Below are 13,506 nucleotides of genomic sequence, written 5' to 3'. Positions count from 1 at the left end.
CAGGCACGGATTATTGCAGCGCATCAATATTAGCAATTGACGATATTAGTCTATGGTTATAAATTGTTTTAGATCAAGGGGGGTGAGACCGGTTCACGGCACGCGCAGACGTCACCTTCTGCGATTCCAACACTTGGAGACTGAGGGAGAGACATCACATGGCCGACCAGCCAACCCAGCGCGGGCGCGTTCGCCCCGCCCCCGAGAACTTCCTGACCGAAACGGAGATCACTGCCGTCAAGGAAGGGCGCCGGGACTTCCTGCGTAACGCCTTCATCACCGCCTCCGCCGCCCTGACGGGCAGCGGCATCGCCCGCGCCGCCGACGGCGACCCCAACATACTCACCCTGCCCCCCTGGACTACCAGCCTCGGGCAGCCCGTGGCCGCCCGGCCCTATGGCCTGCCCTCCCAGTACGAGAAAGGTCTGCAGCGCCGGGAGTCCCCCGGCCTGACACGCATGCCCCAGGTCTCGGTGGCCTTCACACCGTTGCAGGGCCTGTTCGGGATCATCACCCCGTCGGGCCTGCACTTCGAGCGCCATCACCAGGGCTGGGCAGACATCGACCCGTCCAAACACCGCCTGATGGTGCATGGCACTGACAATGGCTTCGTGAAGCAGCCCAAGGTCTATACGGTGGATGACATCCTCCGCCTGCCCCCGGTGTCGCGGATGCACTTCATTGAATGCGGCGCCAATACCGGCATGGAATGGGGCAACGTGGCAGTTCCCACCGTGCAGTACAGCCACGGCATGCTGTCCTGCTCCGAGTTCACCGGCGTCCCCCTGCGGCTGATCCTCGAAGACTGCGGCATCGACTGGAAGAAGGCAAAGTATGTGCTCGCCGAGGGCGCCGACGGCTCCTCCATGACCCGGACCATCCCCATCGAAATGGTGCAGAGCGACGAGGTGCTGGTGGCTTACGGCCAGAACGGCGAGATGCTGCGCCCCGAAAACGGCTACCCCCTGCGCCTGGTGGTGCCGGGCGTGCAGGGGGTGAGCTGGGTCAAGTGGCTACGCCGCATCGAAGTGGGCGACAAGCCCTGGGCCACCAAGGACGAGGCCATCCACTACATCGACCTCATGCCCGACGGCCAGCACCGCCAATACACCTCGGTGCAGGAGTGCAAGTCGGTCATCACCACCCCTTCGGGTGGCCAGATCCTCCTCGACAAGGGCTTCTACAACATCTCCGGCCTGGCCTGGTCGGGGCGCGGCAAGATCAAGCGCGTGGATGTATCTACCGATGGAGGCATCAACTGGCGCCCGGCGCGAGTGGAAGGGCCGGTCAACGCAAAGTGCCTGACCCGCTTCAACATCGACTGGGTGTGGGACGGCAAACCCGCCATCCTCCAGTCCCGGGCCCTGGACGACACCGGCTACGTACAGCCCGGCTACGGCCAGCTGCGTGCCGTGCGCGGCACCAAATCGATCTATCACAACAACGCCATCCAGTCGTGGAAGGTGACGGAAAGTGGGGAGGTGAGCAATGTTCAGGTTCTCTAAACCTTCCCTGGGCGGCGCCATCGCCCTGGCCTTGGCCACCCTCACCGCCAACAGTGCCCTGGCCGACGGCAAGTATGCGGGCATCGGTCGCAGCGCCACCCGCGCCGAAATCCACGCCTGGGACATCGACGTTCGCCCCGACTTCAAGGGCCTGCGCCCCGGCAGCGGCAGCGTGGATCAGGGCCAGGAGGTCTGGGAAGCCAAATGCGCGTCCTGCCACGGCAGCTTCGGCGAATCCAACGAGGTGCATACCCCGCTGATCGGCGGCACCACCAAGGACGACATCAAGACGGGCCACGTGCTGTCCCTGGTCAAGGGCGATGCCCCCCAGCGCAGCGCGATCATGAAGGTGGCCACGGTGTCGACCCTGTTCGACTACATCAACCGGGCCATGCCCCTGACCGCCCCCAAGTCCCTCAGCAATGACGAGGTCTACGCCCTGGTGGCCTATCTGCTCAACCTGGCCGAAATCGTCCCCGGCGACTTCGTGCTGACCGACAAGAACATTGCCGAAGCCCAGGCCCGCATGCCCAACCGCAACGGCATGAACACCGACCACGGCATGTGGCCGGGCGCTACGGCGGCGAAGGGTGGCATCGGCAACGGTGGCAAGCCCGACGTAAAGAACACAGCCTGCATGAGCAACTGCAAGACAGAAGTGAAGGTGGCCTCATTGCTGCCGGTGTATGCCGAAACTGCCCACGGCAATCTGGCCGAGCAGAACCGGCCGGTGGGCCCCGTGCGCGGCAAGGACACCAGCGGCAAGGCCGCAACGCCAGTCGCCCCGGCCCCCCTCAGTGAAAACGCCACCGCCAGCAAGCTGGCCAGCGACAGCGGCTGCATGGCCTGCCACGGCGTGGCCAGCAAGATCGTCGGCCCCGGCTACAACGAGGTGGCGGCCAAATACAAAGGCCAGGCCGATGCCGAAACGAAGCTTGTCGCCAAGGTGAAGGCCGGCGGCCAGGGCGCGTGGGGAGCCATCCCCATGCCACCCCAGGGCCAGCTCAAGGACGCGGATATCCGCAGCCTCGTCAAATGGATCATGTCGGGCGCCAAGGCCCAGTAAGCAAACCGATCAACCAAGGAGAGAGACACATGAACATGCAACGCCGTGAAGCACTCAAGGCCGGTGGCGGGCTGGGCCTGTTTGGCCTGCTGGCCGCCGCCGGCCTGATCACCCCGGGCCAGGCCCGGGCCGAATGGAACAAATCGGCCTTCGACGCCAAGAGCATCGAGGACACCCTCAAGGCCCTCGGCGCTACCGGCGCCCAGAGCTCCACCGACATCCAGATCACCGCCCCGGACATCGCCGAAAACGGCGCCGTGGTGCCGGTGGGCGTGGTGTCGGCCCTGGCCGGTGTCGAAGCCATCGCCATCCTCATCGAGAAGAACCCGAACCCCCTCGCTGCCAGCTTCATGCTGCCGGCCGGCACTGAAGCCTCGGTGCAGACCCGGGTCAAGATGGGCCAGACCTCCGACGTCATCGCCATCGTCAAGGCAGGTGGCAAGTTCATCATGACCAAGAAGGAAATCAAGGTCACCCTCGGCGGCTGCGGCGGCTGAGCCCCGCCCTACCCCATTCGGACAAAGGAAGAAAAATGGCAGATCCCATGAAGATTCGCGCCAGCGCGAAGGACGGCATCACCGAAGTGAAAGTGCTCATGAGCCACGAGATGGAAACCGGCCAGCGCAAGGATTCCTCCGGCAATCTGGTCCCGGCCCATTTCATCACCGAACTCTCCGCCGAGCATAACGGCAAGCAGGTGCTGGCGGCCCAGTTCGGCACCGCCGTTTCCAAGAACCCCTACCTGGCCTTCAAGTTCAAGGGCGGCGCCAAGGGCGACAAGCTCGCGGTGAGCTGGGTGGACAACAAGGGCGACAAGCGCACGGACGAGGTCCAGATCAACTGACCCGGGCGCCGGGCCCCCGCCCGGCCCCTCGCCCACCCATCAGACCGCCCAAGGCGGCACCGGGCCCCAACACGAAGGAGGAAGAAGGATGAGTACAAGACTGCCTGCGGTCCTTGCCGCAGTGGGTTTTGGCCTGGCCGGCACGGCCATCGCCCAGGGCTCCACCATGGACGAGATCGCCAAATACCGCGAGATGCTGGCCGACGGAAACCCCGCCGAGTTGCTGGAGCTGAAGGGCGAGTCCCTGTGGAAGACCCCGCGCGGGCCGAAAAACGCCAGCCTGGAGCAATGCGACATGGGCCTCGGCCCGGGCAAGCTCGACGGTGCCTACGCTCAGCTCCCCCGCTACTTCGCCGACACCCGCAAGGTCATGGACGTGGAATCCCGGCTGGTTCATTGCATGGTCAGCCTGCAGGGGTTCCAGTATGAGGACGTGACCCGCCAGTGGTTCTCCCGCCCGGGCAAGGAATCCGAAATCGAAGCCTTGGTCACCTACATCGGCGGAAAGTCCAATGGCATGAAAATCGATGTACCGGCCCGCCACCCCGAAGAAGCCCGGATGGCCAAAGTGGGCGAGTACATCTTCTACCGTCGCAGCGGCCCCCAGGATTTCTCCTGCGCCATCTGCCACGGACAGGACGACAAGCGCATCCGCCTGCAGGATTTGGGCAACCTGACCACTCAGGCGGGCGCCGGCATGGCCATGTCCACCTGGCCGTCCTACCGGGTTTCCCAGGGTGCAGTCTGGACCATGCAGCGCCGCCTCATCGACTGCATGCGCCAGGCCCGCTGGCCCGAGCCCAAGTACCTGTCCGACTCGGTGATCGCCCTGCAGGTCTATCTGCAGAAGACGGCCAGCGGCACCGTCATGCAAACCCCCGGCATCAAACGCTGAACGGAGAGCGACCATGAAACACAGCCTGATCGCCCTCGCGCTGATCACATTTGCCCCCCTCTCCGCCCTGGCCCAGAGCAAGCCCGCGGATGACATCACGGCCCAGGCCGAACAGATCTTCCGCGGCTCCTTCCGTGAAGACAACCCGAGTTACTGGATGCAACGGCTCGATCAGGACGAGACCATGCGCCTGTGCAGCCAGTTCAAGGATCACCCACCCACCAAGGTCCGCCAGAAGATCGAAAAGGCCGAGATGGCCTCCATCCGCTACCCCGTGGACGGCAAGCTGATTGGTGATTGGAAAGAGGGCGAGAAGCTCGCCGCCGTCGGCACCGGCGGCCACATCGGCTTCATACAGCCCGACCCGCCGGGGCGGGTGCGCGGCGGCAACTGCTATGCCTGCCACCAGCTGGCAGAGAAGGAAGTGGCCTACGGCACCATCGGCCCCAGCCTCCAGCACTTCGGCAAACTGCGCGGCAACACCGAGCAGATCATCAAATACACCTACGACAAGATCTACAACTCCAACGCCTTCAACGCCTGCACCAACATGCCCCGCTTCGGCCTTCACAACTGGCTGACACCCGAGCAGATCACCCACATCGTCGCCTTCCTGGTCGATCCCGAATCGCCCGTGAACAAAGACTGAAATCGGAGCCCACCGCATGTCCATGAACCGCCGGGATTTCCTCCAGGTGCTGGCCGTCGCTGCGGCCGGCGGCCTGAGCCTCCACAGCAATCCATCAGAGGCCGCCAAGGCCGCCGCACGGATGTACGATCTGCCGCGCTTCGGCAACGTCAGCCTGCTGCACATGACCGACTGTCATGCCCAGTTGCTGCCCATCCATTTCCGCGAGCCGGACGTCAATCTGGGCGTCGGCCCGATGGCCGGCCAGGTGCCGCACCTGGTGGGTGAAAAGCTGCTTCGCCACTTCGGCATCCGCCCGGGCACACCGGAAGCCCACGCCTTCACCTACCTGGATTTCGTCAAGGCCGCCAAAACCTACGGCAAGGTCGGCGGCTTCGCCCATCTCGCCACCCTGGTCAAGCAGCTCAAGGCCAGCCGCCCGGGCTCGCTGCTGCTCGACGGCGGCGACACCTGGCAGGGCTCCGGCCTGGCCCTATGGACCAATGCCCAGGACATGGTGGACGCCTGCAAGGCGCTGACTGTGGACGTGATGACCCTGCACTGGGAAGCCACCTACGGCGAAGCGCGGGTCAAGGAAATCGAAGAGAAGGACTTCAAAGGCACGGTGGACATCGTTGCCCAGAACATCAAGACCGCCGACTTCGGCGACCCGGTGTTCAAGCCCTACGTCATCCGCAACATCAATGGCGTGGCGGTGGCCATCATCGGCCAGGCCTTCCCCTACACCCCCATCGCCAACCCCCGCTGGCAGGTACCCAACTGGAGCTACGGCATCCAGGACGACAACCTCCAGAAGGTGGTTGACGAAGCCCGCGCCGCCGGCGCCCAGGCCGTGGTGGTGCTGTCCCACAATGGCATGGACGTGGACCTGAAAATGGCCAGCCGCGTCCGTGGGGTCGACGCCATCCTCGGTGGCCACACCCACGACGGCGTACCCGCACCAGTGATCGTGAAGAACGCCGGTGGCCAGACCCTGGTGACCAACGCCGGCTCCAATGGCAAGTACCTGGGCGTGCTCGACCTGGAAGTGAAGGGCGGCAAGGTCACCGACTTCCGCTACAAGCTGCTGCCGGTTTTCGCCAATCTGATCCCCGCCGACCCGGCCATGGACGCGCTCATCAAGAAGATGCGCGCTCCCTACGAGGGCAAGCTGGCCGAGAAGCTCGCCGTCAGCGAAGGCCTGCTGTACCGCCGCGGCAACTTCAACGGCTCCTGGGACCAGCTCATCCTCGACGCCCTGCTGGCCGAGAAGAACGCCGAGATTGCCTTCTCCCCGGGCTTCCGCTGGGGCACCAGCCTGCTGCCCGGCGACACCATCCGCATGGAGCACCTCCTCGACCAGACCGCCATCACCTACCCCTGGACCACGGTGACGATGATGACCGGCGAGCAGATCAAGACCGTGCTTGAAGACGTCTGCGACAACCTCTTCAACCCCGACCCCTACTACCAGCAGGGTGGCGACATGGTGCGGGTCGGCGGGCTTGAGTACGCCTGCGACCCGATGGGCCGCATGGGCAGCCGCATCACCGACATGCGGCTGGGTGGCAAGCCCCTGGAAGCCGGCAAGACCTACAAGGTCGCCGGCTGGGCGCCGGTCTCAGAAGATGCCGCCAAAGCCGGCGGCGAAGTCATCTGGGACTTGGTGGCCCGCTATCTCAAGGGCCAGAAGGTAATCCACGCCCGCCCGCTCAATCTGCCCACCCTGAAGGGCATGGCCGGCAACCCCGGCATGGCTTGAGGAGAACAACGATGGCCTGCAGCCGATTCCCTCTCCCTCTCTGGCTGCGCGCCCTCGCCGCCCTCGCCGCCGCCATGCTCAGCCTGGGCACCGTGGCCCAGGACGTCCCGCCCCTTACCCCGGTCCAGGTATCGGCCCACGCCTGGTATGTGCTGGGCGACGCCGGCATGGCTTCGGCGGCCAACAAGGGCTTCAACAGCAATGCCGGCTTCGTCGTCACCCGCGACAGCGTCATCGTCATCGACGCCCTCGGCACACCGCCCCTGGGCGACGCACTGCTGGCCGCCATCCGCCAGGTCAGCAGCAAGCCGGTGAAGCGGGTCATCCTGACCCACTACCACGCCGATCATTTTTACGGTCTCGCGGCCTTCAAGGCCACCGGCGCCGAAGTGTGGGCCCACCAGGGCGGCAAGGAATACTTCGGCAGTGGCGAGGCCGCTGCCCGACTCGCGCAGCGACAGAAAGACCTCTTTCCATGGGTGGATGAACACACCCGCCTGATCCAGGCCGACGGCTGGCTCGACGGTGACACCCGCTTCGAGGAAGGCGGCCTGCATTTCCGCGTCACCCTCCTCGGCCCCGCCCACGCCCCGGAAGATCTGGTGGTGACCGTGGAGGAAGATGGCGTGGTGTTCTGCGGCGACATCCTGTTTGCCGGGCGCATCCCCTTCGTGGGCAACGCCGACAGCAAACGCTGGCTCGCCGCCATCGACACCCTGGTCGGGCTGCAGCCCCGGGTACTGGTCACTGGCCACGGGCGGCACTCCACCGATGCCGCCGCCGACCTCAGGCTGACCCGCGACTACCTGCTTTACCTGCGCGAACAGATGGGCAAGGCCGTGGAGGAGATGGTGCCCTTTGACGAGGCGTATGCCCGCACCGACTGGCGCCGCTTCAGCAAGCTGCCCGCCTTCGAGGCCGCCAACCGCATCAACGCCTATGGCAGCTACCTGACCCTGGAGCGCGAGTCCCTCGCCCGCTGAAGCCATGAAGCTCTTCGCGCGCCTGGCCCTGCTCGCCGGCCTGATCCTGGCCGGCGCACCGGGCGTCCACGCCCGCGGCCCCCTGGATTCGAGCCTCCACGAGACCGGCGGCAAACAGCCCGAGCTGCTCTATGTGGTGCTCTTCAGCCTGCCCGACTGCCCCTACTGCGTTGCCGTGCGCGACGCCTACCTGCCGGCGCTCACCGACGACCCCCGCTTCCGCGAGCGGGTACGCATCCGCGAGGTGGGCATCGGCAGCCCCCGGCTGCTCAGGGATTTTGACGGCCGCCAGGCCACCCACGCCGACGTGGCCCGCCGCTACAAAGTGAAGTTCGCGCCCACCGTGCTCTTTCTGGACGGCACGGGCCAACCCCGCGCCGAGGCGCTGCTGGGGGGTGACAGCGTGGGGCTGTACGGCGGCTATCTGGAGAACCGGGTGACGCAGGGGCTAGCCCGATGACCCCCAGTCATCCTGTAAATCCGTTGCGCGGGCCATGCCCCCGTGGGGTCGAATTCATTCGACCTCCTCACAGGGATGAGCGACAGCCCCTTGGCCGAAGTCCGAGGTCGAATGAATTCGACCCCACGTCCCCTATTTGAAGTGGTAGTAGCGGTGATTCAGCCAGGCCACCACGTGCTCCTCGTCCTCGGGAAACCAGCCGGTCTTGAGCTGGGTGCTGCAAAAGCTCACCTGGGCCGTCAGCTTCTCCTTGCTCGTCACCTTGCGGTCGCTGCGGGTGTACAGGGCCGAGCCGTCGCCGCCGATGAGGCGCTGGTGACAGCCGGCACAGGCGTGCTCCTTCACCATCTTCTCCCCCGTGGCCGGATCGCCGCCCGCCAGCGCCGCGCCGGAGAGCAACACACCCGCCATCAGAACAACCGTTTTCACCTGCATGATCAGCCTCTCCCGGGGTTGGTACACACGAATCGTCTGGAGGAAGTATGAGACATTTTGCGCTGGCTGCACTACTGGCCATCGGCAGCCTTTCGGTTTCGCTGCCCGTGCTCGCCGAGGGCGTGGACGGCGGCACCCTGCCCGACTACAAACGCTCGCGCCTGCAGCTCTACCTGACCCCCGCCGAGGCCCACGAGATCATGGGCCGGGAGCCTGCCCGCACGCTTTTCCTGGATGTACGCACCCGCGCCGAGGCCATGTACGTGGGCATGCCCACCGACGCCGATGCCCTGGTGCCCTACGTGGAGCACCAGGAGCTGATGACCGACTGGGACGAGCGCCGCCACATGTATCAGCTCGAACCCAACAGCGACTTCATCCAGGAGGCCGAAATCCGCCTCAAGGAGAAGCGCCTCGGCAAGACCGACCGGGTCATCCTGATCTGCCGCTCCGGCGACCGCAGCGCCCGGGCCGCCGACCTGCTGGCCAACGCCGGCTTCACCCGCGTTTACAGCATCACCGAAGGCTTCGAGGGCGACAGCGCCAAGGATGGCCCGAAGGCCGGCCAGCGCATCGTCAATGGCTGGAAGAACGCCGGCCTGCCCTGGACCTACAAGCTGGAGAAGGCGAGGATGTACTTCCCCCGCTGAAGCCTAGCGGGCGGCATGATCGGCGCTGGGGCAGCCGATATTGGCGGATACGTGCTACTGAGCCCGCTGATCCAGGACCTGCGCTGAGATCTGTCTCCTGACTTCGAACCCATACTGAAACGGAGCTGTCTCGAACTACTCGACTTTCACTAGCGTCGCAGCACTGGGATCGTAGATATACCCGGTAATGCTGCCATCCTTGATGCGCGCGACGGCCTCGTCGATGACGAACAACGGAACGAGAAACCACTCCTCGGGCTGTACGGGATGACCGAAGCGGTCATGGATGGTGATGTTCAACCGCGCGGGCGCGAACAGCCTGTGGAACAGGCTCTCCATCCGGGTGCGGTTGATGCCGGCGAGCTTGTAGGTCGCCACCACCTCGACCTTCGCCAGCAAGTAGGTGGAATCGTGTTCGGCGTTGGCGATGCGCGCCTCCACCCTGCCACCGGTCACACCCATCTTGTGGATGATGTCGCGGTGCTGCGCGACATAGGGATGATCGGACAGGGAGCGCAGGACGTAGATCGTGCCGCTTTCGACATCATCGACCTCAAACTCACCACCGAAGGAGAGTTGCCCGCTTTCGGGCGAAGCTAGCCGCCGCGCGGCGGGATCGTTGTAGAACGCACGCTGGAGCGAGCGCAGCAGCAAGTTGCTTTCGGTGCCGTTGGAGAAGACGAGGCGCAGGCGGCGATCCACCTCTCCGGCGGTGGTTTTCAACGGCTCGCCAACCTCGGCGACATAGAGCGTAAGGCCATCGAGAACGAAAAAGTCCCCGGCTTCAATCGCGCGGCGGCCCGCTTCGATGGGCTGGGACTGGCGCATGCCGGTCTTGACCTCCGCTTGCACGCGCTCGAACAAGGGCCGGAAGGTCTCGAAGTCCTCGCAGGGCTTGCGATCCGCGACCTCCTCGGCGACGCGCTTTTCGGCGTTGGTACGGACATGGCGCAAGACCGTGATGTCGTCCGCGCTGGCAGCATCCGCCAGCTCGGCAGCCAGCTCATCGATGTCGATGGCTTCGTCCGTCGAAGCAGAAACAGTCGGCGCCCCAGCCAGCAAGCCCTGATGATCCAACGGCTCAAGCAAGGCACGGCAATCCGGGAGCGCGCGTAGACGGTCGAGCCGCACGGCATACAGGCGCTCGAATATGTCGCGGCCTTCGCCGTGCCGCGGAGCACGCCCGTGCTGCTCGGTGAAGCGCTGGATCTCCTCGAAGCCAGCGATGACACGCTCCTCGCTGGCCGGGCGCCCGCCCTTTTTCTCGGGCGGCGCGAACTCGGCAAGTTCTGCGGCGAGTTCGTCAAGATCGGCATTACTCATAGCGCCCCTCCGCCCTGAAACGCATGAAGGCGGCTGCGCCTTCGGCCATGCGTCGCTCCCACACATCCTGGGAATCGAGCGCGGGAATACGGCCACGCTCCTTCTTGAACTGGACAGCCCGAACGGCCATATCCTTTGCGTCATCCGGCGTCAGGCTCGTGCGCTTGGCCGAGATGGCCGCCGCGACCTGCTTCAAGCTGTCCTCGCTCATGCTCTTGGCAAGGATGGCGTAGGCTTCCCCGAAGGGGTTGATGCGATCGATCAGGTCAATATCCAGCTCGCGCACGTCCATCGCAAAGCGGCGCACGCCATCGATCAGGGCGGTATTGGGCGACCCGTCGAGGTTCGGGCTGGCCGGGCCTTCGGTGACCAGCCGCTTGGCCTGCTGCGTGAGGTTGAGGGCGGCGATGGCGTGCTGGCGCACGGCCTCCCGATCTTCGGCGTCGAGCTCGGGATACCTGTCCTTGATGATCTTGCCCATGCGCACCTGTGTCAGCTCCTCGGGCACCAGCTCTTCATCGAACAAGCCACGCTCGATGGTGGGCTTGTCCTGCACGAAAGCCGCGATGACTTCGTTCAAGTCTTCCTGGCAGATGCGCGCTGCCTCCTTGCTCTTGGGCTCGGCAAGACCCTTGATCTCGATCTGGTAGGCCCCTGTCTGCTCATTGACACCGACATTGCAGCGATCCGGATCATAGCCACCCTCGCCATAGTTAAAGCCCGGCGTCGGGCCGTTGTCGGGATTCTTGGGCTTGAACTCGAAGCGCGGAGCCAGAACCTGCTCCATCAGCAGGCTTGCCGCGATGGCCTTCAGCGTATCGTTGATGGCCTCGGTGACCGCTTCCTCGGTCGCGTCCGGTTCGGCTATCAGGTTGGTGAAGCTCGCGCGGGTCTTGCCGGGGGCGTCGCGGGTGGCTCGGCCGATAATCTGGACGATCTCGGTCAGGCTGGCCCGGTAGCCCACGGTCAGCGCGTGTTCGCACCAGATCCAGTCGAAACCCTCCTTCGCCATGCCCAGCGCGATGATGATGTCCACATGGTCGCGGTTGTTCTTCTGCGCCGGGTCTTTCAGCGCGGCGGACACCCGGTCGCGCTTCGCGGCATCATCATCGACCAGATCGGCAATGCGCAGCACGCGGCCATCGAGACGCTTGACGAGCTGGAAACCAGTGGCCGCGTCGATGCCCTGCCACTCCCCCAGCACCTCGATGATGTGCTCCACCTCGCGCATCTTGTCCTTCGTGCTCTCGCGCGAATTGACGTTGGGGATGTGGATGATGGTCTTCTCGGCAGGATCGAGGACGTTGAGGATGTCATCGACGTAAGGCCCGCTGTAAAAGAAGTAGCCGATATCGAGTTGCTTGAGGTAGTCGTAGCCGTTGAGCTGTTCGTAGTAGGTGTAGGTAACGGTATCGAACTTCGACTCGTCCTGCGGGGCCAGCACGGCCTCCGCGTCGCCCCGGAAGTAGGAGCCGGTCATGGCGACGATGTGCGTCTTGCCGCGCTCGATGAACTGCCCCAGGTGCGCGCCCAGCTTGTTGTCGGGGTTGGCCGAAACATGGTGAAACTCATCGACCGCGATCAGCCGGTCGTCGAACGCCTCCACGCCGTAGGCATCGACCGCGAAGCGGAAGGTAGCGTGCGTGCAGACCAGCACCTGTTCGCCACCTTCGAGGAACGCGCCGAGGGACTTGACCTTACCGCCGTTATCGTTGCCCGGCGCGTTGCACAGGTTCCACTTCGGCTCGACGTGCCAATCGGCCCAAAAGCCGTACTTCGACAGCGGTTCGTCGTTAAAGCTGGCCCCGATGGACTTTTCCGGCACGACGATGATGGCCTGCTTCACGCCCTGGTTCGCCAGCTTGTCGAGTGCCACGAACATCAGCGCACGGCTCTTGCCCGATGCGGGCGGCGACTTGATGAGCAGGTATTGCTCGCCGCGCTTTTCGTAGGCGCGCTCCTGCATGGGCCGCATTCCATAAGCATTAGCCTTGGTCGATGCGCCGTTACGGGCGTAGGTGACGGAAACCGATGGAACAGCACGCTGGCTGGTGGCGTTATCGGTCATGACTCATCGTCCGCATTGGCTGTACCCGCATCATTTCCCGTCAACTCCTGCTCGATCTGTTCGATGCTTGGCAAATCAGTCGCCAGTTCCGGCGGCAGGGATTCAATAAGCTTGTATTCCGCCACACCCAGCGGCTGCGTGTTCTGGCGCAGCGCGTATTCGGCCACCACCTTGTTCTTGCTCTTGCACAGCAACAGGCCGATGGTCGGGTTGTCCTGCGGATGCCTGACCTGCTCGTCCACCGCCGTCAGATAAAAACCCAACTGTCCCAGATGCTCCGGCTTGAACTTGCCGCCCTTCAGTTCAATGACCACATAACAGCGCAGCTTGAGGTGGTAGAACAGCAGGTCGATGAAAAACTCGTCGCCTCCCACATCCAACAGCACTTGCCGCCCGACAAAGGCGAAGCCCGCGCCCAGCTCCAACAGGAATTCGGTGACGTGCTTGACCAGTGCGCCTTCCACTGCACGCTCTTGCGCTTTGTCGGTGAGGCCGAGAAAGTCGAAGCGATACGGGTCTTTCAGCGATTCGCGCGCCAGGTCGGACTGCGACGCCGGCAGCGTGGCGGGGAAGTTGGTCACCGCCTTGCCGCTGCGCTCCAGCAGGCGGGTTTCGATCTGCATCACCAGCACATTGCGCGACCAGTTATGCTCGATGGCCTTGGCGGCATACCATGTGCGGGTTTGCGGGCCGGGCAGCTTGTCCAGCAAGACCAGGTTGTGCCCCCAAGGCAATTTGTGCAGCACCTGCTGCACAAATTGGGGCGCCTCGAAAAACCTCAGCTTGCCCACCCTTGGTAAAATTACATCGTCCTGACCCCTGCTGCAGCTTATCCCGATGAAACAGCGTAGTGCCATCAAGACTGACCTGTTTGCCGACGAACACCA

Annotated in this window: 14 protein-coding genes; 10 read left to right on the top strand and 4 right to left on the bottom strand. The window is 64.4% G+C overall.

All coding sequences use genetic code 11. The features are described from left to right. The first annotated feature begins 158 nt into the window (after positions 1-158). The 9 genes from soxC (at position 159) to PHI64_RS18130 (ending at position 8,143) form a co-directional block, all read left to right on the top strand. On the top strand, positions 159-1,505 hold the full coding sequence (gene soxC / locus PHI64_RS18170; RefSeq protein WP_299885816.1) for a sulfite dehydrogenase: 1,347 nt from the start codon (positions 159-161) through the stop codon (positions 1,503-1,505). Next, the gene (locus PHI64_RS18165; RefSeq protein ID WP_299885813.1) at positions 1,489-2,571 is read left to right on the top strand and encodes a c-type cytochrome; all 1,083 of its coding nucleotides are present in this window, start codon (positions 1,489-1,491) and stop codon (positions 2,569-2,571) included. The genes soxC and PHI64_RS18165 overlap by 17 nt, the downstream gene beginning before the upstream one ends. A 29-nt stretch (positions 2,572-2,600) precedes the next feature. Next, positions 2,601-3,068 carry a thiosulfate oxidation carrier protein SoxY gene (gene soxY / locus PHI64_RS18160; protein ID WP_299885811.1) on the top strand — a complete coding sequence of 156 codons (468 nt, stop codon included), beginning with the start codon at positions 2,601-2,603 and terminating at the stop codon, positions 3,066-3,068. A 35-nt stretch (positions 3,069-3,103) separates the two neighbouring features. After that, a complete protein-coding gene (soxZ, locus tag PHI64_RS18155; RefSeq protein ID WP_296573382.1) occupies positions 3,104-3,415 on the top strand; it encodes a thiosulfate oxidation carrier complex protein SoxZ in 312 nt (103 codons plus the stop codon). An 88-nt stretch (positions 3,416-3,503) separates the two neighbouring features. Further along, a complete protein-coding gene (soxA, locus tag PHI64_RS18150) occupies positions 3,504-4,310 on the top strand; it encodes a sulfur oxidation c-type cytochrome SoxA (RefSeq protein ID WP_299885807.1) in 807 nt (268 codons plus the stop codon). Positions 4,311-4,323: 13 nt separating this feature from the next. Next, positions 4,324-4,959 carry a sulfur oxidation c-type cytochrome SoxX gene (gene soxX, locus PHI64_RS18145; protein WP_299885804.1) on the top strand — a complete coding sequence of 212 codons (636 nt, stop codon included), beginning with the start codon at positions 4,324-4,326 and terminating at the stop codon, positions 4,957-4,959. 16 nt (positions 4,960-4,975) lie between these two features. After that, complete coding sequence (soxB, locus tag PHI64_RS18140; protein ID WP_299885802.1) at positions 4,976-6,700, top strand: thiosulfohydrolase SoxB; 1,725 nt, start codon at positions 4,976-4,978, stop codon at positions 6,698-6,700. An 11-nt stretch (positions 6,701-6,711) separates the two neighbouring features. Beyond that, positions 6,712-7,683: an MBL fold metallo-hydrolase gene (locus PHI64_RS18135; protein ID WP_299885799.1), complete on the top strand. Its 972-nt coding sequence runs from the start codon at positions 6,712-6,714 to the stop codon at positions 7,681-7,683. A 4-nt stretch (positions 7,684-7,687) separates the two neighbouring features. Further along, complete coding sequence (locus tag PHI64_RS18130) at positions 7,688-8,143, top strand: thioredoxin fold domain-containing protein (RefSeq protein ID WP_299885795.1); 456 nt, start codon at positions 7,688-7,690, stop codon at positions 8,141-8,143. 132 nt (positions 8,144-8,275) lie between these two features. Here PHI64_RS18130 and PHI64_RS18125 read toward each other — a convergent pair whose 3' ends face one another. Then, positions 8,276-8,578, bottom strand: a complete 303-nt coding sequence (locus PHI64_RS18125) for a cytochrome c (RefSeq protein WP_299885792.1) — start codon at positions 8,576-8,578, stop codon at positions 8,276-8,278. 47 nt (positions 8,579-8,625) lie between these two features. Here PHI64_RS18125 and PHI64_RS18120 point away from each other — a divergent pair, with 47 nt between their 5' ends. Beyond that, a complete protein-coding gene (locus PHI64_RS18120; protein WP_299885790.1) occupies positions 8,626-9,228 on the top strand; it encodes a rhodanese-like domain-containing protein in 603 nt (200 codons plus the stop codon). A 135-nt stretch (positions 9,229-9,363) separates the two neighbouring features. Here PHI64_RS18120 and PHI64_RS18115 read toward each other — a convergent pair whose 3' ends face one another. The 3 genes from PHI64_RS18115 to PHI64_RS18105 all read right to left on the bottom strand — a co-directional run. Next, positions 9,364-10,551, bottom strand: a complete 1,188-nt coding sequence (locus PHI64_RS18115) for a GIY-YIG nuclease family protein (protein ID WP_299885787.1) — start codon at positions 10,549-10,551, stop codon at positions 9,364-9,366. Further along, complete coding sequence (locus PHI64_RS18110) at positions 10,544-12,619, bottom strand: DEAD/DEAH box helicase (protein ID WP_299885784.1); 2,076 nt, start codon at positions 12,617-12,619, stop codon at positions 10,544-10,546. The genes PHI64_RS18115 and PHI64_RS18110 overlap by 8 nt, the downstream gene beginning before the upstream one ends. Beyond that, positions 12,616-13,506 (bottom strand): PDDEXK nuclease domain-containing protein (locus PHI64_RS18105; protein WP_299885781.1); only part of this gene is annotated, 891 nt, incomplete at its 5' end. The genes PHI64_RS18105 and PHI64_RS18110, both read right to left, overlap by 4 nt.

This window comes from Zoogloea sp. (assembly GCF_028689785.1).
GTDB lineage: Bacteria > Pseudomonadota > Gammaproteobacteria > Burkholderiales > Rhodocyclaceae > Zoogloea.
This window is presented reverse-complemented; position numbering and strand designations above follow the sequence as displayed.

Excerpts from the sequence above, each read along its gene's own strand:
- PHI64_RS18165 (WP_299885813.1), top strand. The coding sequence starts at position 1,489 with ATGTTCAGGTTCTCTAAACCTTCCCTGGGCGGCGCCATCGCCCTGGCC.
- soxZ (WP_296573382.1), top strand. The coding sequence starts at position 3,104 with ATGGCAGATCCCATGAAGATTCGCGCCAGCGCGAAGGACGGCATCACC.
- soxY (WP_299885811.1), top strand. The coding sequence starts at position 2,601 with ATGAACATGCAACGCCGTGAAGCACTCAAGGCCGGTGGCGGGCTGGGC.
- PHI64_RS18115 (WP_299885787.1), bottom strand. The coding sequence starts at position 10,551 with ATGAGTAATGCCGATCTTGACGAACTCGCCGCAGAACTTGCCGAGTTC.
- soxA (WP_299885807.1), top strand. The coding sequence starts at position 3,504 with ATGAGTACAAGACTGCCTGCGGTCCTTGCCGCAGTGGGTTTTGGCCTG.
- soxX (WP_299885804.1), top strand. The coding sequence starts at position 4,324 with ATGAAACACAGCCTGATCGCCCTCGCGCTGATCACATTTGCCCCCCTC.
- soxB (WP_299885802.1), top strand. The coding sequence starts at position 4,976 with ATGTCCATGAACCGCCGGGATTTCCTCCAGGTGCTGGCCGTCGCTGCG.
- PHI64_RS18120 (WP_299885790.1), top strand. The coding sequence starts at position 8,626 with ATGAGACATTTTGCGCTGGCTGCACTACTGGCCATCGGCAGCCTTTCG.
- soxC (WP_299885816.1), top strand. The coding sequence starts at position 159 with ATGGCCGACCAGCCAACCCAGCGCGGGCGCGTTCGCCCCGCCCCCGAG.
- PHI64_RS18135 (WP_299885799.1), top strand. The coding sequence starts at position 6,712 with ATGGCCTGCAGCCGATTCCCTCTCCCTCTCTGGCTGCGCGCCCTCGCC.
- PHI64_RS18125 (WP_299885792.1), bottom strand. The coding sequence starts at position 8,578 with ATGCAGGTGAAAACGGTTGTTCTGATGGCGGGTGTGTTGCTCTCCGGC.
- PHI64_RS18110 (WP_299885784.1), bottom strand. The coding sequence starts at position 12,619 with ATGACCGATAACGCCACCAGCCAGCGTGCTGTTCCATCGGTTTCCGTC.
- PHI64_RS18130 (WP_299885795.1), top strand. The coding sequence starts at position 7,688 with ATGAAGCTCTTCGCGCGCCTGGCCCTGCTCGCCGGCCTGATCCTGGCC.